This is a genomic window from Nocardioides lacusdianchii (assembly GCF_020102855.1).
GTDB classification, from domain to species: domain Bacteria; phylum Actinomycetota; class Actinomycetes; order Propionibacteriales; family Nocardioidaceae; genus Nocardioides; species Nocardioides lacusdianchii.
Window position 1 is genome coordinate 12,831 of the sequence record NZ_JADHZD010000018.1, and the last position, 18,701, is coordinate 31,531.

At 68.7% G+C, this 18,701-nt stretch carries 20 protein-coding genes; 11 read left to right on the forward strand and 9 right to left on the reverse strand.

Annotation, left to right across the window (positions count from 1 at the left end; translation table 11 throughout):
* Window positions 1–22: 22 nt before the first annotated feature.
* Window positions 23–382, forward strand: coding sequence for an iron-sulfur cluster insertion protein ErpA (gene erpA, locus IRX98_RS19105; RefSeq protein WP_207081919.1), 360 nt, complete (start codon window positions 23–25; stop codon window positions 380–382).
* Window positions 383–447: 65 nt separating this feature from the next.
* Here erpA and IRX98_RS19110 read toward each other — a convergent pair whose 3' ends face one another.
* Window positions 448–681 carry a hypothetical protein gene (locus IRX98_RS19110; protein WP_224279477.1) on the reverse strand — a complete coding sequence of 78 codons (234 nt, stop codon included), beginning with the start codon at window positions 679–681 and terminating at the stop codon, window positions 448–450.
* A gap of 64 nt (window positions 682–745) precedes the next feature.
* Here IRX98_RS19110 and IRX98_RS19115 point away from each other — a divergent pair, with 64 nt between their 5' ends.
* Window positions 746–1,732, forward strand: a complete 987-nt coding sequence (locus IRX98_RS19115) for a carbohydrate kinase family protein (protein ID WP_224279479.1) — start codon at window positions 746–748, stop codon at window positions 1,730–1,732.
* A gap of 21 nt (window positions 1,733–1,753) precedes the next feature.
* Here the strand turns inward: IRX98_RS19115 and IRX98_RS19120 are convergent, their stop codons facing one another.
* Window positions 1,754–1,993 carry a sulfurtransferase TusA family protein gene (locus IRX98_RS19120; RefSeq protein WP_224279481.1) on the reverse strand — a complete coding sequence of 80 codons (240 nt, stop codon included), beginning with the start codon at window positions 1,991–1,993 and terminating at the stop codon, window positions 1,754–1,756.
* Window position 1,994: 1 nt separating this feature from the next.
* Window positions 1,995–3,122 (reverse strand): cysteine desulfurase family protein, encoded by a 1,128-nt coding sequence (locus tag IRX98_RS19125; protein WP_224279483.1) that lies wholly within the window; start codon window positions 3,120–3,122, stop codon window positions 1,995–1,997.
* Window positions 3,123–3,298: 176 nt separating this feature from the next.
* On the opposite strand from IRX98_RS19125, the gene ctaC reads away from it, so the two are divergent.
* The 5 genes from ctaC to IRX98_RS19150 all read left to right on the forward strand — a co-directional run bounded on the left by ctaC (window position 3,299) and on the right by IRX98_RS19150 (window position 8,939).
* On the forward strand, window positions 3,299–4,174 hold the full coding sequence (gene ctaC / locus IRX98_RS19130; RefSeq protein WP_224279485.1) for an aa3-type cytochrome oxidase subunit II: 876 nt from the start codon (window positions 3,299–3,301) through the stop codon (window positions 4,172–4,174).
* Window positions 4,171–5,937: an aa3-type cytochrome oxidase subunit I gene (ctaD, locus tag IRX98_RS19135; RefSeq protein ID WP_224279487.1), complete on the forward strand. Its 1,767-nt coding sequence runs from the start codon at window positions 4,171–4,173 to the stop codon at window positions 5,935–5,937. The genes ctaC and ctaD overlap by 4 nt, the downstream gene beginning before the upstream one ends.
* On the forward strand, window positions 5,934–6,332 hold the full coding sequence (locus IRX98_RS19140; protein WP_224279489.1) for a cytochrome c oxidase subunit 4: 399 nt from the start codon (window positions 5,934–5,936) through the stop codon (window positions 6,330–6,332). Before ctaD ends, IRX98_RS19140 begins: the two co-directional genes overlap by 4 nt.
* 105 nt (window positions 6,333–6,437) lie before the next feature.
* Window positions 6,438–7,664: a L,D-transpeptidase gene (locus tag IRX98_RS19145; protein WP_224279491.1), complete on the forward strand. Its 1,227-nt coding sequence runs from the start codon at window positions 6,438–6,440 to the stop codon at window positions 7,662–7,664.
* 270 nt (window positions 7,665–7,934) lie between these two features.
* Window positions 7,935–8,939, forward strand: coding sequence for a hypothetical protein (locus tag IRX98_RS19150; RefSeq protein WP_224279493.1), 1,005 nt, complete (start codon window positions 7,935–7,937; stop codon window positions 8,937–8,939).
* 236 nt (window positions 8,940–9,175) lie between these two features.
* On the opposite strand, the gene qcrB is transcribed toward IRX98_RS19150, so the two are convergent.
* Genes qcrB through ctaE form a run of 4 tightly spaced genes read right to left on the reverse strand, consistent with a single transcriptional unit; the run spans window position 9,176 to window position 13,658 of the window.
* Window positions 9,176–10,933, reverse strand: a complete 1,758-nt coding sequence (gene qcrB, locus IRX98_RS19155) for a cytochrome bc1 complex cytochrome b subunit (RefSeq protein WP_224279494.1) — start codon at window positions 10,931–10,933, stop codon at window positions 9,176–9,178.
* Window positions 10,930–12,048, reverse strand: coding sequence for a cytochrome bc1 complex Rieske iron-sulfur subunit (gene qcrA / locus IRX98_RS19160; protein WP_224279495.1), 1,119 nt, complete (start codon window positions 12,046–12,048; stop codon window positions 10,930–10,932). The genes qcrB and qcrA overlap by 4 nt, the downstream gene beginning before the upstream one ends.
* Window positions 12,045–12,917, reverse strand: a complete 873-nt coding sequence (gene qcrC, locus IRX98_RS19165) for a cytochrome bc1 complex diheme cytochrome c subunit (protein WP_224279496.1) — start codon at window positions 12,915–12,917, stop codon at window positions 12,045–12,047. Before qcrC ends, qcrA begins: the two co-directional genes overlap by 4 nt.
* Window positions 12,918–12,962: 45 nt before the next feature.
* Window positions 12,963–13,658, reverse strand: coding sequence for an aa3-type cytochrome oxidase subunit III (gene ctaE, locus IRX98_RS19170; RefSeq protein WP_443683794.1), 696 nt, complete (start codon window positions 13,656–13,658; stop codon window positions 12,963–12,965).
* 17 nt (window positions 13,659–13,675) lie between these two features.
* Here ctaE and IRX98_RS19175 point away from each other — a divergent pair, with 17 nt between their 5' ends.
* Genes IRX98_RS19175 through trpD form a run of 3 tightly spaced genes read left to right on the forward strand, consistent with a single transcriptional unit; the run spans window position 13,676 to window position 16,137 of the window.
* Window positions 13,676–14,608, forward strand: a complete 933-nt coding sequence (locus tag IRX98_RS19175) for a cytochrome c oxidase assembly protein (RefSeq protein WP_224279497.1) — start codon at window positions 13,676–13,678, stop codon at window positions 14,606–14,608.
* 29 nt (window positions 14,609–14,637) lie between these two features.
* Window positions 14,638–15,048: an Rv3143 family two-component system response regulator gene (locus IRX98_RS19180; RefSeq protein WP_224279498.1), complete on the forward strand. Its 411-nt coding sequence runs from the start codon at window positions 14,638–14,640 to the stop codon at window positions 15,046–15,048.
* 42 nt (window positions 15,049–15,090) lie between these two features.
* Complete coding sequence (gene trpD, locus IRX98_RS19185; protein ID WP_224279499.1) at window positions 15,091–16,137, forward strand: anthranilate phosphoribosyltransferase; 1,047 nt, start codon at window positions 15,091–15,093, stop codon at window positions 16,135–16,137.
* Here trpD and IRX98_RS19190 read toward each other — a convergent pair.
* Window positions 16,119–16,742, reverse strand: a complete 624-nt coding sequence (locus IRX98_RS19190) for a YgjV family protein (RefSeq protein ID WP_224279500.1) — start codon at window positions 16,740–16,742, stop codon at window positions 16,119–16,121. The genes trpD and IRX98_RS19190 overlap by 19 nt on opposite strands.
* Window positions 16,743–17,064: 322 nt before the next feature.
* On the opposite strand from IRX98_RS19190, the gene IRX98_RS23785 reads away from it, so the two are divergent.
* On the forward strand, window positions 17,065–17,913 hold the full coding sequence (locus tag IRX98_RS23785; protein ID WP_224279574.1) for a glycosyltransferase: 849 nt from the start codon (window positions 17,065–17,067) through the stop codon (window positions 17,911–17,913).
* Between the two features lie 84 nt (window positions 17,914–17,997).
* Here IRX98_RS23785 and IRX98_RS19200 read toward each other — a convergent pair whose 3' ends face one another.
* Window positions 17,998–18,678 carry a Rossmann-fold NAD(P)-binding domain-containing protein gene (locus tag IRX98_RS19200; protein WP_224279502.1) on the reverse strand — a complete coding sequence of 227 codons (681 nt, stop codon included), beginning with the start codon at window positions 18,676–18,678 and terminating at the stop codon, window positions 17,998–18,000.
* Window positions 18,679–18,701 lie beyond the last annotated feature (23 nt).

Genomic DNA, 18,701 nt, shown 5'->3' on the forward strand with positions numbered 1-18,701 from the left:
CGATACTTTCTGGAGTGATGAGATGACCGAGCAGGTCGAGACCACTGAGCGCCGCACCGACCAGATCAACCTGTCCGACGTCGCTGCCGGCAAGATCAAGAGCCTCCTCGAGCAGGAGGGCCGCGACGACCTGGCCCTGCGCATCTCCGTGCAGCCCGGTGGCTGCTCGGGCCTGCGCTACCAGCTCTTCTTCGACGAGCGCACGCTCGACGGCGACGTCACCACCGACTTCGACGGCGTGACCGTCGTCGTCGACCGGATGAGCGTCCCCTACCTCAACGGTGCCGAGATCGACTTCGTCGACACCATCGAGAAGCAGGGCTTCACGATCGACAACCCCAACGCGACCGGTTCGTGCGCGTGCGGTGACTCGTTCCACTGATCTGACGCACGACGAAGGGCCCCAGCCGATCGGCCGGGGCCCTTCGTCGTTGCCGGGGGCGGCGCCTAGTCCAGGTGCAGGTGGAGTGCGTTCGCGATGCGCGCAGCGGCGTCGGAGACCCGGATCTCGCGCTTGCCGACCTCGGCGGGGTAGTCCTCGTAGCGGATGCTGGGGGGCGCGGCGACGGCGGCGCGCTCGAGGCGCAGGTGGCGACCGACCGCCCGGCAGTCGGCGGCCATCTCGTCGGGGGTCGCCAGCTCGTCGTGGACCAGGTGCGCGGGGTGTTGTGACGTCGTCATGGTCACGACGCTATTGGCTACTGCGTGGTATCCCGAGGTGTACCGGAAGGTAGTGTTTCGCGTCGTGTCCCTCCTCGTTGCCGGATCCATCGCGACCGACCACCTGATGTCCTTCCCGGGTCGGTTCTCCGACAGCCTGGTCGTCGACCAGCTCGACAAGCTGTCGGTGTCCTTCCTGGTCGAGGACCTGGAGGTGCGCCGCGGTGGTTGTGCCGCCAACATCTGCTTCGGACTCGGCAACCTGGGCCTGCGCCCGGTGCTGGTCGGGGCGGTCGGCGAGGACTTCGCCGACTACCGCGCGTGGCTCCAGCGCCACAACGTCGACTGCGACTCCGTGCACGTCTCCGAGACGCGGCACACCGCGCGCTTCGTGTGCACCAACGACAGCGCGCACGCGCAGATCGCCAGCTTCTACGCCGGTGCCATGAGCGAGTCGCGCGAGATCGAGCTCAAGCCCATCGTCGACCGCGTGGGCGAGCCCGACTACGTGATCATCGGCCCCGACGACCCGCAGGGGATGCTGCGCCACACCGAGGAGTGCCGCCAGCGCGGCTACCGCTTCCTCGCCGACCCCTCGCAGCAGCTCGCCTTCGGCGACGGCGACCTGATCCGGCCGCTGATCGACGGCGCCGAGATCTTGTTCTCCAACGAGTACGAGGCCAGCCTCATCACCCAGAAGACCGGCTGGAGCGCCGAGGAGGTCCTCTCGCGCGTCGGCACGTGGGTGGTGACCCTCGGCCCCGCCGGCGTGCGCATCGACCGCCAGGGCGAGGAGTCGGTCGTCGTCCAGGCCGTCCCCGAGATCGAGAAGGTCGAGCCCACCGGCGTCGGTGACGCGTTCCGCGCCGGCTTCCTCGCCGCCCTCAGCTGGGGCCTGGGACACGAGCGCGCCGCGCAGCTCGGCTGCCTGCTGGCCGTCTACGTCGTCGAGCAGGTCGGCACCCAGGAGTACGAGATCTCGCGCAGCGCGTTCCTGGCCCGCTGCGCGGCGACCTACGGCGACGAGGCCGTCGCCGACTTCGAGCCGCACCTCGAGACGATCCGGCCCTGAGGTCGGTCGGGACGCCGTCCCTCAGCTGAGACGGCGTACGACGTAGCGCGGGACGCCGTCGTCGGCGGCGTCCGCCCCGACGTAGTCCTGCTGCTTCATCCGGCACCACGCCGGCACGTCGACGGCAGCCGCCGGGTCGCGCGCCACGACGGCCAGCAGGCCACCGACCTCGACGTCGCCGAGGTGGCGGGCGAGCTCGATCACCGGCATCGGGCACGGCATCTCGCGGCAGTCGAGCTCGAGGTCGACGGCGTGGGTCATCTCAGAGCCCCACGCGCGCACGGATCTCGGCCACGACGCCCGGGAGCGCGTCGCAGAAGGCGTCCACCTCGGCGCGCGTCGTGTCGCGCCCGAGCGAGAGCCGCACGTTGCCGTGCGTCAGCACCCCCATCGCCTCGAGGACGTGGCTGGGGGTGAGGGTGGATGCGGTGCAGGCCGATCCGCTCGCGATGCCGAAACCGAGCCGGTCCAGCTCGGTCACCAGCGCCTCGCCGTCGACGTAGAGGCAGGAGAAGGTCAGCAGGTGGGGGAGTCGCCGGTCGGGGTCGCCGACGACCTCGACGTCCGGCACCTCCGCAGCCACGCGTCGGCGTACGACGTCGACGAGCGCATGCTGGCGGACGTTCACCTCGTCGCGCTCGGCCACCACCGCCTGCAGGGCCGCAGCCGCGGCCAGCACGGCAGGGACGTTCTCGAACCCCGTCGAGCGCTCGTCGACCCGGTCGTCGCCGGGGAACGGGTTGCGCCAGCGGGCGCGCTTGCGCACCAGCAGGACGCCGACGCCTGCCGGCCCGCCCCACATGTGCGCCGAGCCCGCGGCCGCGGCCCAGCCGCCCGGGAGCGGCAGCCGGCCCATCGACGCGCGGGCGTCGGTGAACAGGGGCACGTCGTTGGGTAGCTCGAAGTCTCCGACGTCCTGGACGGTGCCGACCTCGTGGTTGGCCGTCTGGAGCGCGACGACCGCGGTCCCGGGAGCGATCGCTCCCTGGACGAGATCGCCGTCGTAGACGCGGCCGTCGCCCATGACGCCCACCTCGTCGCCGGTGGCTCCCCACGCGACGGCGTGCCCCACGGCGGAGTGCTCGACGGCCGAGTGGACCACGACGTCGCCGCGTCGCGAGCCGCGCACCAGCCCCAGCAGCCCCAGGTGCACCGCGTGGGTGCCGCTGGGGGTGAAGGTGACCTCGTCGGCGCGTACGCCGAGCGCGTCGGCGGTGGCCTCGCGGGCGTTGTCGAGCAGGAGGCGTGACGTACGCCCGGCGCGGTGCAGCCGGCGGGGGTCGGCGTACCCCTGGTCGAGGGCGGCGAGCAGCACGTCTCGGGCGGCCGGGTGGAGCGGGGAGGCGGACGCGCTGTCGAGGTATCCCTCGCCCGTCACAGCCCCGCTCACAGGAGCAACCTATGCCACGGGGCCGGTCGGCCACGCGCGGTGATCGGGCGGATCGACCGACACCTGACCCTGCCCGGGACGTTGGGGGCGGTTGGGGATACTCTTCTTACGTCGACAAGGACCTAGAGAGAGGCTCGTCAGTGGGTCTGCAAGTCCCCAAGCTTTCGGGTGCGCCGGTGCGGCGCAGCCTGAAGATCGCGCTGCTGGGCGTGACGATTCTCGTGCTGGCTGGATGCTCCGAGGCCGACCAGCGCCAGATCCGAAACCTGGCGATGCCTGACCGCGCCAGCGCCGAAGGCCCCTTCACCTACGAGCTGTGGAAGTGGGCCTGGGTCGCAGCCATGGCGACCGGCATCCTCGTATGGGGCCTGATCTTCTACGCCGTGGTCAAGTTCCGACGGCGCAGTGACGATGAGGTGCCGCGCCAGACGCGCTACAACCTGCCCCTCGAGGTCTTCTACACGATCGCCCCCGTGCTGATGTGCGTGGTGTTCTTCTTCCACACCGTCCGGGTGCAGGACGTCATGACCGAGCGCGACCCCGAGCCTGACCTGACGGTGGAGGTGACGGGGCAGCAGTGGTCCTGGACCTTCAACCACGGAGTCGGTGAGCAGGACACGTCGGCCACCGGCGAGGACGACGACTTCGCCTACGACTCCTACGTCTACACCTCCGGCACCGGCGCGGACATCCCGACGCTGGTCCTCCCGGTGGACAGGACCGTCCAGTTCAACCTCCACTCCGCAGACGTGATCCACTCGTTCGGGGTGCCGTCGTTCCTGACCAAGCTCGACGTCATCCCGGGGCGCGTCAACAAGCTCCAGGTCACCCCGACTGTCGAGGGCACCTATCCCGGCAAGTGCTACGAGCTCTGTGGCGTGTCCCACTCGCGCATGCTGTTCAACGTCGAGGTGGTCAGCCAGGCCGAGTACGACGCCTATCTCGCCGAACTTGCCGAGGCGGGCCAGACCGCCGACGACCCGCTGCTCGGCGGGAGCGACGTCGAGGACCAGGTCGGTCTCGACGAGGACTCCGAAGGGAGCAACGAATGAGCGCCCCAACCACCGCCGCGCCACACGCTGCGGTGCCACCGCAGCCGGAGCGCAAGCCTCTCGGCGAGCAGGTCGTCCGGATCCTCACCACCACCGATCACAAGCTGATCGGCAAGATGTACCTGATCACCTCGTTCGCGTGGTTCCTCATCGCGGGCCTGATGGCCATGCTGATCCGCTCCGAGCTGGCCTACCCCGGGTCGCAGATCGTCAACGACCAGCTCTACAACCAGCTGTTCACGATGCACGGCACGATCATGCTGCTGCTCTTCGCGACGCCGTTGTTCTTCGGCTTCGCCAACGTGATCATGCCGCTGCAGATCGGCGCACCTGACGTGGCGTTCCCCCGGCTGAACATGTTCAGCTACTGGCTGTTCCTGTTCGGTGGGCTCATCGCGGCGTCCGGCTTCCTGACCCCCGGCGGCGCTGCCGACTTCGGCTGGTTCGCCTACACGCCGCTCTCGGATGCGGTGCGCAGTCCCGGCGTAGGCGGTGACCTCTGGATCATGGGCCTCTGGATGGCAGGCCTCGGCTCCATCCTGGGAGGCGTCAACTTCATCACCACCATCATCTGCATGCGTGCGCCCGGCATGACGATGTTCCGGATGCCGATCTTCGTGTGGAACACCCTGATCACCAGCATGCTGGTCATCATGGTCTTCCCGATCCTGGCGGGTGCCCTCCTCATGCTGGAGGCCGACCGGATCCTGGGCGCCAACGTCTTCAACCCGGCGCACGGTGGACCGATCCTCTGGCAGCACCTGTTCTGGTTCTTCGGCCACCCAGAGGTCTACATCATCGCTCTGCCGTTCTTCGGCATCATCTCCGAGATCCTGCCGGTCTTCAGCCGCAAGCCGATCTTCGGCTACGTCGGGCTGGTGGCCGCGACCCTCGGCATCGCGATGCTGTCCGTGGCCGTGTGGGCCCACCACATGTACGTCACCGGTGCGGTCGACCTGCCGTTCTTCTCCGGCATGACGTTCCTCATCGCCGTGCCCACAGGAGTGAAGTTCTTCAACTGGATCGGCACGATGTGGGGCGGGTCGCTGTCGTTCGACACCCCGATGCTGTGGTCTGTCGGCTTCTTGACGACCTTCCTCTTCGGCGGTCTCACTGGCGTGATCCTGGCCAGCCCGCCGCTGGACTTCCACGTCTCCGACTCCTACTTCGTGGTGGCGCACTTCCACTACGTCGTGTTCGGCACCGTGGTGTTCGCGATGTTTGCCGGCTTCTACTTCTGGTGGCCGAAGATGACCGGCAGGATGCTGGACGAGCGCCTGGGCAAGCTGCACTTCTGGGTCCTGTTCATCGGCTTCCACCTCACCTTCCTGGTGCAGCACTGGCTCGGTGTCGAGGGCATGCCCCGTCGCTACGCCGACTACCTGCCCGAGGACGGCTTCACCACGCTCAACCAGATCTCCACGGTGGGCGCCTTCCTGCTGGGCGCCTCCACGCTCCCGTTCCTCTACAACGTCTACGTGTCCGCCAAGGGCCCGAAGGTCGTGGTCGACGACCCGTGGGGCTGGGGCCGCTCGCTCGAGTGGGCGACCAGCTGCCCGCCGCCGCGCCACAACTTCGTCACCCTGCCGCGCATCCGCTCGGAGTCCCCGGCGTTCGACCTGCACCACCCCGAGGTCGCGCTGATGGAGCTGGGGGACAACGAGGCCGAGCGCAACGGCGACGTCGCCGACGCACCTGACGTGCACGGACGCGAGGAGATGCTCCGCGACCGTGTCGAGGACAACGAGGAGGACGGTCGATGAAGGCCGAGGCCTGGATCTTCGGGATCACCGCACTGTTCATCTCGGTCGTCGCGCCGGCGTACTGGTTCCTCTCCGAGGACTGGACCGGCACGTCCGCCCTGGTCATGACCGCGCTGCTCTTCGGCATGGTCACCCTCTACCTCGGCTTCCACGCCTCGCGCATGGACCCGCGTCCCGAGGACCGCAAGGAGGGCGAGATCGCGGAGGGCGCCGGCGAGCTGGGCTTCTTCCCGCCCTACTCCTGGTGGCCGCTGTGGTGCGCCCTCGCGCTCGGCGTGATCGTCTACGGCACGGCGTTCGCCGCGTGGTGGCTGGTCATCATCGGGTTCACCGTCGGTGCGGTCGTCGCCTGCGGCTTCGTGTTCGAGTACTACCGGGGTGAGCACGCCCACTGAGCCTCGTCGCTCGCCGTCTTCGGAAGAGCCCGTCCACGCCGTAGGCTGGACGGGCTCTTCCTGTTCCACCTGCTCGTCAGTCGCTTCACCTGGGGGATTCGTCAGATGCCTGCTCGCGCGCTCGCACCGCTCTCCGGCACGCACCCGCTCCGACGGCGTACGTCGGCGGCGGTGGCCCTGCTCGCCCTGACCGGCACGCTGGCCGCCTGCTCGACGGACGGCACCACCACGGAGGGGGACCGTCCCGGCGCCTCCGCGACGTCCGCATCGGCCGCCCCGGAGCCCGTACGCCTCACCACCAGCTTCGCCGACCCGACCGCGGTGCCGATCGGCTCACCGGTCACCGTCGGCACGTCCGGCGGCACCCTGGACGACGTACGCGTCACCTCTGCTGCCGGCGCGCTCGAGGGCTCGGTCGCGGGCGGGAAGTGGACGGCCTCGACGCTGCTCGAGCCCGGCACCGACTACACGATCACCGCGTCCGCGACCCGGTCCGACGGCCGCAGCGTCGAGCGCACGCGGACCTTCAGCACCGTCGACCTCACCCTGGACGAGCAGACCTTCGCCGCCGTCGCGCCGCTGGACGGGGAGACCGTCGGCGTCGGCATGCCGGTCGTGGTCACCTTCGACCTGCCGGTCACCGACCGTGCCCTCTTCGAGGAGCACATGCAGGTCAGCAGCACACCGTCGCAGCGCGGCTCGTGGTACTGGCTGAGCGACCGGGAGGCCCACTGGCGCCCGGCGACCTACTGGAAGCCCGGCACCGACGTGTCCGTCGACCTCGACATCAACAGCCTCCCGGCGGGCAACGGCATCTACGGCCAGGAGTCGCGCAGCATCGACTTCACCGTCGGCGACTCGGTCGTCAGCAAGGTCGACGTGCGCACCCACACCATGCGCACCTTCGTCGACGGCGAGCTGGCCCGGACGATGCCGATCAGCGCGGGCAAGGCCGGCTGGGAGACCCGGTCGGGCACCAAGGTCATCATCGAGACGTTCCGCCGCAAGCGGATGAGCGCCGCCACCATCGGTGTCGACGAGAGCGACCCGGAGTTCTACGACCTCTCCAACGTGCAGTACGCCCTGCGCGTCACCTACTCCGGCGAGTTCCTCCACGGCGCCCCCTGGTCGACCGGCTCGCAGGGCAGCGCGAACGTCTCGCACGGCTGCGTCGGGATGAGCCTGGCCGACGCGGCCTGGCTCTACGAGCGCACCAGCCGTGGCGACGTCGTCGAGGTGGTCGGCTCCGAGCGCCAGATGACCCTCGAGAACGGCTACGGCGACTGGAACCTCTCGCCAGCCGACTGGAAGTCGGGCTCCGCCCTCTCCTGAGTTGCTGGGCGTGCCCGCTCCCGAGGGTGGCGGCACACGACAACCGTGTATCGGTAGGTGGCGGCACATGACAACGATCGCGGGCTCGGGAACGTCGTCTGCCGCCACGAAGGCGCGCCGTCATGTCGTGTGCCGCCACCCCGGGGCTGACGCACCACGGCGCCAGCGACGTAGCCCCCAACCGTCCACAGAGCCGGGTGAGCGAGCGTCCTCCACAGGCCGGCGCGCGATCCACGACACGACGACCACCACGTGCCTGACAGTGGGGCGATGCACGACCATCACCCGGCCACCGGTGCAACGATCCGTCCAGTCTCCCGGCGTACGCAGGAGCTCCCGGCGGCGGTTCGCGGTCATCCCCGCCTGGCTGCGTACGTTCGCGAGTCCTACTCCGTGCACCGCAGGACCGATCTGGGTGACGACCTGGCGGCGAGTCTTCGCGCGTGGCAGCTCCTCATGCCGGACGACGGGTGCTTCACCGCGCTGACCTCGGCCGCGCTCCGGGGATGGTGGCTACCGCCCATCCCGGCGGGTGCGCCTGTCTTCATGGCCATGGGTCTGGACGACCCACGTCCGATCCGCGCCGGCGTCAGGACCAGCCGGCACACGCGCCCGATCGCGTTCGAGTGCATCGGCGATGTCAGGGCGGCCTCCGTCCCCGAGACCCTGCTCTCGTGCGCGCGATGGCTGAGCCTCGTCGACATGGTCGTGCTGGTGGACTGCGTGCTGCAGCGGGGGGAGTGCACCGGCCGGGAGATCGAGGCGGTGGTCCGCCCTCGCCGGCCGGGCGCGACCCCGCTGAGGCGTGCGCTCGCGCTCGCTGACGGGAGGTCGGAGTCGGCGTACGAGACCTTGCTCCGACTCCTCCACGTCCTGTGCGGCATCGACGTCGAGCCGCAGTACGTCGTCGTCGACGAGGATGGCGTCGTCGTGGCACGGGCGGACCTGCGAATCGTCGGTACGCAGGCACTGCACGAGTACGACGGCGACGAGCACGAGGAGGCCCCGCGACGGGTCAGGGACCGCCGGCGGGACCGTGACATCGAGCGGGCGGCCCACGTACGTCGGGGCTACACCTCGGGCGACGTGCTGCACCGAAGTGGATCGGTGCTGCGCGATGCCGAGCGCTCTCTGGGGCTGGCACATGACCCAGGAAGCATCCGGCCATGGCTCGCTGAGCTGCGGAAGTCGTTGTTCACCCCGAGCGGGCAGGCTGAATTCGTACGCCGGGCGAACCCGCGACTACCCGTGAGGGAACGGGGTGCGACTGCTTGATCACGAGGTCGACTGCCTCGGCAGGCTCGGGGGAGTGGCGGCACACGACATCGGATCGTCGACGCTGGCGGCACATCACACGTTTTGGGGGCCGCAGGATGTCGTGTGCCGCCACCCTCGGGCGGCGCCATGTCGTGTGCCGCCACCCTACGTCGTCGATGCGCAGCCACACGAACGACGAAGGCCCGCCGGGATCATCCCGGCGGGCCTTCGTGGTGCTACGTCGTACGAGCGACTCAGTGGTCGCCGCGCAGCGGGACCTCGTCGGCGTCGCGCAGGTGGTGGTCGTCGAACTGGTGACCGTCGACCGGGTGGTCGAGACCTGCCTGGAGCTCCGCCTCGTGCTCGGCGTGGTGGTGCGCTGCCTCGAGCTCGGCCCGCGTGGGCTTCTGCACGTTGTGGACGTACATCCACGACGACAGCTTGGCCCTCAGCTTCTCCGAGCGCGTGTTCGGTGCGGCCACGCCCGCGGCGTCGGTCTCACCGTTGGCGTGGAACACCTCGTCACGGTCCCGAGCGGTGAGCGTGTAGGCGGCCGTCTCGCTGAGGGGCAGGTGCCGCTCGGCGTACGCCCCGTCGGGGGAGCGGGTGATGATGCCCGTCTCGTAACCGTGGAGGAGCTTCCCGTTGTCGTGGCGCTGCAAGGAGATGCACCAGCGACGCGTGATCCAGAAGGCGAGGAGAGGTCCCAGGAAGATCGCCACGCGGATGAAGTAGGTGATCTGGTTGATGCTCAGGTCAAGCTTGATGGCGATGATGTCGTTGCCACCGGCCGCCCAGGCGAGACCGTAGAAGGTCATCAGGGCGACCATCACCGCTGTCCGCGTCGGCGCGTTGCGCGGACGCTGGAGCAAGTGGTGGTCGCGCTTGTCGCCGGTGATCCAGCCCTCGATGAAGGGCAGGAGCATCAGGATGACCAGCATGAGCGGCGGCACGATCAGGATCGGCAGCATCACGTTCCACGAGATGGTGTAGCCGAAGATCACCGACTCCCAGCCGGTGGGGATGATGCGCAGGAGCCCGTCGGGCCAGCCCATGTACCAGTCGGGCTGCGAGCCCGCCGTGACCTTGGTCGGGTCGTAGGGTCCGAACTTCCACACCGGGTTGATCGTCATCAGACCGCCCATGATGGCGATGACGCCGAAGACCATGAAGAAGAAGCCACCGGCCTTGGCGGCATAGACGGGCAGCATCGGGAAGCCGACGACGTTCTGCTCCGTGCGGCCGGGGCCGGGCCACTGCGTGTGCTTGTGGTAGACGAGCAGGAGCATGTGGGCCGCGATCAGCGCGAGCAGGATCCCCGGGATCAGGAGGACGTGGATGATGTAGAGGCGCGGGATGATGGCCTCACCGGGGAACTCGCCGCCGAAGAGCAGGAACGACATGTAGGTGCCGACAACCGGCGTGGCCTTCAGGAATCCGTCGGCAGCGCGGACACCGGTGCCCGACAGCAGGTCGTCAGGCAGCGAGTAGCCGGTGAATCCCTCGAGGGTGCCGAGCAGGAGCAGCAGGCAGCCGATGACCCAGTTGAGCTCGCGGGGCTTGCGATAGGCGCCGGTGAAGGCCACGCGCAGCAGGTGGACCATCATCGAGGCGATGAAGATCATCGCCGCCCAGTGATGCATCTGACGCATCAGGAGTCCACCGCGCACATCGAAGGAGATGTGCAGCGTGGAGGCCATCGACTCCGACATCCCGACCCCGCGGAGCTGCTCGTAGGAGCCCTCGTAGGTGATGTGGCCCATGGACGGGTTGAACCACAGGGTGAGGAACACGCCGGTGAGGAGCAGGACGACGAAGCTCCACAGTGCGATCTCGCCGAGCATGAACGACCAGTGGTCGGGGAAGACCTTGCGCAGGTTCTTCTTCATCGCCGTGGCCAGGCCCAGGCGGTCGTCGGCCCAGGTGGCCAGCGAGCCGGCAGGGCTCGGCTTGGAGGCAGTCGCCGCCTTGGTGCCGTTGCTCGAGGCAACCTTGCTGGTGTCGATGCTCACAGCTTCTCACGCTCCCAAAAGCTGGCCCCGATGGGCTCGGTGAAGTCGCTCTGGGCGACCAGGTAGCCCTCTTCGTCCACCTTGATCGGCAGCTGGGGGAGGGGGCGGGCAGCCGGACCGAAGACGACTTTGGCGCCGTCCGCCAGGTCGAAGGTCGACTGGTGGCACGGGCACAGCACGTGGTGCGTGGTGCGCTCGTAGAGGGAGATCGGGCAGCCTACGTGGGTGCAGATCTTGGAGTAGCAGATGATTCCGTCGACGGTCCACTTGTCCGGCTGCGTCGCCGCGGTGAGCTCGTCGGGGTCCATGCGGACGATGATGATGGCGCCCTTGGCCTTCTCCGCCTGCTCCTCCGCGCCCTCGAGCTCGGGGTAGCCGTTCTCCTCGGAGGGGAACATCGCCTCGGGAGCGGCGTTGATGAGGTCGCCGACCTCCACGTCGCTGGCCAGGATCGGGGTGCCGATCACGTCACGCACGAGGCGCATCTCCGGCTTCCAGAGGGTGTGGGCGAGCTTGCTGATGTCCAGGGAGTCGCCCGGAGCCAGGTCCCGCAGCAACACCACGGCGGGCAGACCGAGCACGCCGACGGCGCCGATCATGGTGTTGCGCACGAGAGGACGACGTCCGATGCCGGCCTCGTCGAGACCGGCGTTGAGGGCCGCGATGGTGGCCTCGCGGTCCTCGGGCGGGGAGGCTGCCGGGTGGCGCATCTCGACCATCTCCGCGTCCGCCATGAGCTTGCGGGCGAGGTGGATGATGCCGGTGCCGATGAGCAGCAGGCTCGTGCCCAGCGTCACCCCGAGGGCGACCGTCGAGGAACCCATGCCGAGAAACGTGTCCCAGTTGTCGCCGACCTCGAAGGAGAAGTAGGCGACCACGAAGAGGACAGCGCTGATCATGGCGGCGATGAACATCGCCGCGATCTGGCGCTCGGCACGCTTCTCGGCCTTGGGGTCGACGTCGGTCGGGCGCCACAGGTGCGGCGGCAGGCCGGGGTCGGCGATCGGGTCGGCCGGCGTGCGCGCCGGCACGTGCGACTGGGCGCCCGTCTCGTCGCTGTAGGGCTCGGGCGTCCCGTCGGGGCCGTTGACCGGACGGTTGTCGTCGTTGCTCACGCGTTCACCTTGCTCTTCTTGGTCCGCGTCGTGTGCGAGGCGATCCAGACGGCCGCCCCCACGAGTCCACCAATGCCGACCAACCACGCGAACAGACCTTCCGATACCGGTCCGAGGCCGCCCAGCGTGAAGCCTGCGTACTCGGGGGTCTCCTCCAGGCTGTTGAGGTAGGCGATGACGTCGCGCTTGGCGTCCGGCGGGAGGTTGCCGTTGCTGAAGTTCGGCATCTGCTGCGGTCCGGTGAGGAGAGCCTCGTAGATGTACTTGCCGTCGACGCCGTGCAGGCTGGGGGCGTAGCCACCGCGGGGCATCGCACCACCCGCGCCGTTGAAGTTGTGACAGGCGGTGCAGTTGGTGAGGAAGATCTGGCCGCCACGCGCGATCGCCTCCTCACGCTCAGCCTCGGACAGTCCGTCGATCGAGTAGTCGGACTCGTCCGGAATGGCCGGACCGGGCCCCAGCGAGGCGACGTACGCCGCGAGCGCCGCCGTCTCCTCTTCGTCGAAGACCACCTGCTTGCGGGGCGCCTGCTGTTCCGGGCGTGCCATGGGCATGCGCCCCGTGCCGACCTGGAAGTCGACCGACGCGGCACCGACGCCGACCAGCGAGGGGCCGAGCTGGTAGCCGTCGCGCACGGTGGGTACGCCCTCACCGTTCTGCCCGTGGCAGGTCGCGCAGCTGACGAGGAAGAGCTCCTTGCCCTTGGCGACCTGCTCTGTGGCGCTGGCCTGGTCCTGCGCCTGGGCGGGGGCCAGGGCGGTGTAGAGCGACCCGCTGATCAGCAGGCCGAGCAGCAGCACGGCGAGGCCAGCCAGGGGGCCGCGGCGGTGCCGGGAGAGGCGACCAGCGGTTCGGTTCAGCAAACGCACTTTTGAGTCCTTGCCGGTTGCGACGGTGGTGACTGTCGGGGGTGCTTACTTGATGACGTAGATGGTGAAGAACAGGCCGATCCAGACCACGTCGACGAAGTGCCAGTAGTAGGACACGACGATCGCGGTCACGGCTTGCTCGTGGGTGAAGCGGCGGGCGAGATAGGTGCGGCCGAGCACGAAGAGGAAGGCGATGAGCCCGCCCGTCACGTGGAGGCCGTGGAACCCGGTGGTGAGGTAGAACATCGAGCCGTAGGCCGAGCTGCTCATCGTCAGGCCCTCGTGCACCAGCTCGGCGTACTCCAGCGCCTGGCCGCCGATGAAGATCGCGCCCATGACGTAGGTGAGGATGAACCACTCGCGTAGGCCCCACTTGGAGAAGTTGAGCAGCGAGCCGGTCCGCCCGGCCTGGCCGCGCTCGGCGGCGAAGACGCCCCACTGGCACGCGAAGGACGACGCCACGAGGATCGCGGTGTTGGCGGTCGCGAAGGGCACGTTGAGCAGCGCCGTCTCCTGGGCCCACAGCTCGGGGCTCACTGCGCGGATCGTGAAGTAGGCCGCGAACAGCGCGGCGAAGAACATCAGCTCGCTCGAGAGCCAGATGATGGTGCCCACGCTGACCATGCTGGGTCGGTCGTGGTGCCCGTGCAGTCGGGATGCCGGAATCGCTGTTGCTGTCGCCACGCGAACATTATGGCTGCTGGGGTGAAGGGAGGGCACCCCGACCCCCTGTGATCTCACGTCATAAAGTTCACATCGTGCTGCTTCCCCTGCCCCTCGCCTCGGAGGACGCCCTCGAGACGCTCCCGCGATTCACGCTCGGGCGGGTGTTCACCGACTGGGGGATCGACCCGATTCCCTTCGTGGTGACCGTGTGGGCCGTCGGCCTGTACGCCCTCGGCGTGCGCGTCCTGCGCCGTCGCGGCGACCGGTGGCCGGTCGGTCGGACGCTGGCTTTCATCGGTCTCGGGATGGGGTCGTTCGTCTTCGCGACCATGTCGGGCCTCGGGCGCTACGACACGACGCTGCTGAGCGTGCACATGGTCCAGCACATGCTGCTGTCGATGGTGGTGCCGCTGGCCCTCGCCCTCGGCGCCCCGGTCACCCTGGCGCTGCGCACGCTTCCTCCGGCGCCGCGCCGCTGGCTGCTCGCGGTCATCCACTCACGCATCGCGAAGGTGCTGGCCTTCGCGCCCCTGGCGTTCGTGCTCTACATCGCCTCGCCGTGGGCGCTCTACTTCAGCCCCTGGTACGACGCCAGCCTGAGCTCGTCGTTCGTGCACCAGATGATGCACATCCACCTCGTGCTGGTCGGGACGCTCTTCTTCTGGCCGCTCATGGGTGTCGACCCGGTTCCCGGGCGGGTGAGCCACCCGTTCCGGGTGCTGCTCACGCTCATGACCCTGCCCTTCCACGCCTTCCTCGGCGTCACGATCATGGGACAGGAGACCCTCATCGGGGGCGAGCACTACCTCGCGCTGCGTGAGGGACCGATGGGCTCGTGGCTGCCGCCGGTGCTCGAGGACCAGCACCTGGCGGGCGGCATCCTGTGGGCGAGCGGCGACCTGATCGGCGTGCTGTTCTTCGCCGTGCTGTTCACGCAGTGGGTGCGCTCGTCCATGCAGGAGGCCAGGCGCGAGGACCGCCGCCTGGACCGGGAGGAGCGGCGTACGCCCACTCCCGGAGGCTGAGGGTGAGCCAGCCCGGTTACGATGCCCCCGTGACTGACGCACAGCGCCCCCTGAAGGTCCTGGTCTACAGCGACGACGTGAACACCCGCCAGCAGGTCATCCTGGCGCTGGGCCGCCGTCCGCACCCCGACCTCCCGGAGCTCGAGTACGTCGAGGTCGCCACCGAACCGGTCGTGCTCCAGAACATGGACGCTGGCGACATCGCGCTCGCGATCCTCGACGGCGAGGCCGTCCCTGCCGGCGGCATGGGGATCGCCAAGCAGCTCAAGGACGAGATCTACGAGTGCCCGCCGGTCGTCGTGCTGACCGGGCGCCCCCAGGACGCGTGGCTCGCCACGTGGTCGCGCGCCGAGGCTGCCGTGCCGCACCCGATCGACCCGATCCAGCTCGCCGAGGCCGTCATCGGCCTTCTGCGCCCGTCGGTCCCGGCCACCTCCTGACACCGCTCGGGGGCGTCCCCGTCGCGCCACTAGCCTGATCCCATGTCCCACACCTGGCCCGACGTCCTCTCCACGCTGGTCGCCGGACGCGACCTGACGACCGAGCAGGCGCGATGGGCGATGGACGAGGTCTTCGCAGGCGCCGCCACCCCGGTGCAGCTCGCCGGTCTCGTCGTCGCGCTGCGCGCCAAGGGCGAGACGGTCGAGGAGGTCTCCGGCATCGCGGCCGCCATGCTGTCCGCCGCCAACCCGATCTCCGTGCCGGGACGCCTGCTCGACATCGTCGGCACCGGCGGTGACCGCTCGATGTCGGTGAACATCTCCACCATGGCGGCGATCGTCGCCGCGGGCGCCGGGGCACGGGTCGTCAAGCACGGCAACCGCTCCGCGTCCTCCCAGTCCGGGTCCGCCGACGTCCTCGAGGCGCTCGGCATCCGGCTCGACCTGCCTCCGGCGCGGGTCGCCGAGGTGGCCGAGGAGGCCGGCATCACCTTCTGCTTCTCCGCCGCGTTCCACCCCGCGATGCGCCACGCCGCAGTGCCGCGCCGCGAGCTCGGCATCGCCACGACCTTCAACATCCTCGGGCCCCTGACGAACCCGGCCCGTCCGCAGGCGCAGGCCATCGGGTGCGCCGACGTGCGGATGGCGCCGGTCATGGCGGGCGTGCTCGCTCAGCGCGGCATCGATGCCTGGGTCTTCCGCGGCGACGACGGCCTCGACGAGCTCACCACGACCACCACGTCCACCCTGTGGCGCGTGCACAAGGGCGAGGTCTCGCAGACCTCGGTCGACCCCGCCTCGCTCGGTATCGCGCGCGCCACCACCGAGGACCTCCGGGGCGGCGACGCGGCGCACAACGCGGACGTCGTACGCCGCCTGCTGGCAGGGGAGACCGGTCCGGTGCGCGACGCCGTGGTGCTCAACGCCGGTGCTGCGCTGGCGGTCTACGACGCACCCGACGACGACGTCGAGTCCGCGCTCGCCGCGGGCGTCGCGAAGGCCGGCGAGGCCATCGACTCGGGTGCCGCGGAGGCCGCCCTCGAGCGCTGGGTGCGGGCGACCGGGACGGCTCAGAGCCCGAGCGTGTAGGAGTCGCCCTCGCGGCGGAAGCCGACGCGGTCGTAGTAGGCCCCGACCATGCCGGGGCGGGTCACCACGCGGCGGATGCCGTGCTCGGTGAGCATGCCGCTGCGGCGCCAGACGAACTCGCCGGGGGAGAAGTCGCGGTAGCGCGGCGTCACGTAGTCGAGCAGCACGTCGGCGGTGTCGCCGGTCCTGCGCAGGAGCACCACGCCGACGGTCTCGTCACCCTTCTGCACGAGGAACGCGTGGTCCGTCGTGGCCGGGTCGTGGACGAAGCCGGGGTTGAACCTCAGGATGTCGGCGCCATGCACCCGCAGCGTGTGGAGCAGGTACTCGTCGGCCGGACCGACCTCGAGCACCTCGAACGCCGACTCGTCGTGGCGCTCGCGGAGCAGCTGGACGATGAACCAGGCGTTGATGGCGACCAGGACGGTGTTCATGCCGACCATGGGCCAGACCGACAGCGCCGCGTTGAAGACGATCAGGAGGACGCAGGCGATCGCGTTGAGCACCCGGAGCCGGAGGACGCTGGCCTGGAGCAGGGAGTAGACGAGGAGGGCGCTGCCGCCCCACCCGAGGATGTCGAGCCAGTGGTCGGCGAGCCAGGTCACGACGGGAGACTATCGCCGAGACAAGCCGCTGACTCACATGCGGCCACTGCTTCGCGTGCGGGCCACGCGTATTGGTTCTCCTTGCCGGTGTGGCTGTGCCCATAGGTTCACGCCATGGCAGCTCACCTAGCCCGCTGGCTGGACCGCACCGATTTGTGTGTTGATTGGCCAGATGTCCTGGCCTCACGGCACCTTGGCACGTTCCGGGCGGTCGTGCCCCGGTACAAGTTTCGGCGATGATTCAGACACGACGGCGCATAATGATCCGGACGTCGCGTCCGTGCTGTTGACTGAACCTATGCACGGTCCGGGTTTCGTCGTCATGGCGGTGCACAGGCCCGACCCACAGTTGTTGGAGCGGCAAATCTCTTCTCTGGCTGCACAGACGGAGTCCAACTGGGACTGCCTGATCGGGATCGATGGCGCGGGTGTCGAGACGCTGCAGCTACTTAAGAGGCTGATCCAAGACGACACGCGCATGCGAGTGCGTGAATACGATGACAACGTTGGTGTCTACAAGCACTTTGAGCGGCTCCTCGCGGAGGTGCCCGGGACCGCGTCCTGGGTCGCGCTGGCGGATCAGGATGATGTGTGGCACCCAACAAAGCTCGCCCGGATCACAGAGGTGCTCTCAGCCCCGGGAGTGACTGCGGCGATGTGCCAAGCGCGCGTGGTTGATGCAAGAGGAAACCTTCTTGGGTTCACTGATCGAATGTCCGCAGGGCTGGGTGATCTGCTGTTTCGCAATCAAGTGACCGGCAGTCTGACTGTCTTCTCGAGCAAGTCGGTGACCTGCGCTCTGCCGTTTCCTGCGGGCACCAGCGACGCCTTCCATGACTACTGGTTGGGAGTCTGCGCTGCCGCCTTGGGGGAGGTTCGCCTGTGTGACGAACGCCTACAGGACTATGTCCAGCACGCGACCAATGTCCTCGGTGAGCGAGACCCTAGGTCTTTTCGCGCGGGAATACGAGCAGTCCTGGTTTGCGGAGTACGGGGTCCTCTCGACAGGAGTGCTCGTGAGGGATGGGGCTGGCGGGTGAACATGGAAACAGCGCTTTGCCCCACCTCATGGCTCGAGCGACCTGGGGTGGTTCGACGTGGACGAAAGGCAGGCCCGCCACCGGACGCATGTGGATTCGCGGTCCCGCGACGTCGACCAGCGACGGCATGACGATGAGGTCGACGTCGTCTTGCTCGAGTTCCCAACCGATGCGGCGGAGTTCCGAGGACGAGTTGAGCGTGCCGCCGACGACAATCAACGTGTCGGCCTGGACCAATCGACACGCCTCGACGGCCTGGTCCACGGACCCGAGGACGGGACGTCGGAAATGCGGTCGGCCGCAGCGGGGACACATGCCCCGACCAGCCTGAATCCGAGGTGAGGCTCGCGAGTGAGCGCTTCGTTAAGTTCATGGACTGCATCCGTGCCCCCTACCGCCACTACGAGGTGCATCCACTCGTTCCTTGAGCGGCGTCGCGCCACGAATGACCGCGAAGCCATGCGCTCCAGGAGCAACGCGATGGTGCCCAAACTGAACGAGAGGGCGAAGAAACCTCGCGACATGTCGTAGTTCAGGAGGTAGGCCGTCATGGTGACTGCTGCTGCCGCCCACGCAGTGCCTTTCAGGACGGCCCTGAACTCATCAGTTCCTCGCGCGAACTGACGGCGACTGTAGGAGTCGCTTGCGGCTAGGGCGCACAACCAGAATGGAACAAGCCAGCCGAAGTCGACGAAGGGCAGACCGGTGTACGTGTCGACTCCCTCCGGTGCGGAGAGACTCAGCCCGAACTTGAGCTGGATGGCCGCGATGGCCGCGGCCGAGATCACGACACCGTCTGCAACGGCTACGGCTGCTATCACGTGACCGATCCGGAGGCGCGGCGGGTTCGCAGGCATGTTTGCCGCGTGGGGCTGCATGGCAACGGCAGTGCTCACGGGACCTCCCCCATCTGTTGCGC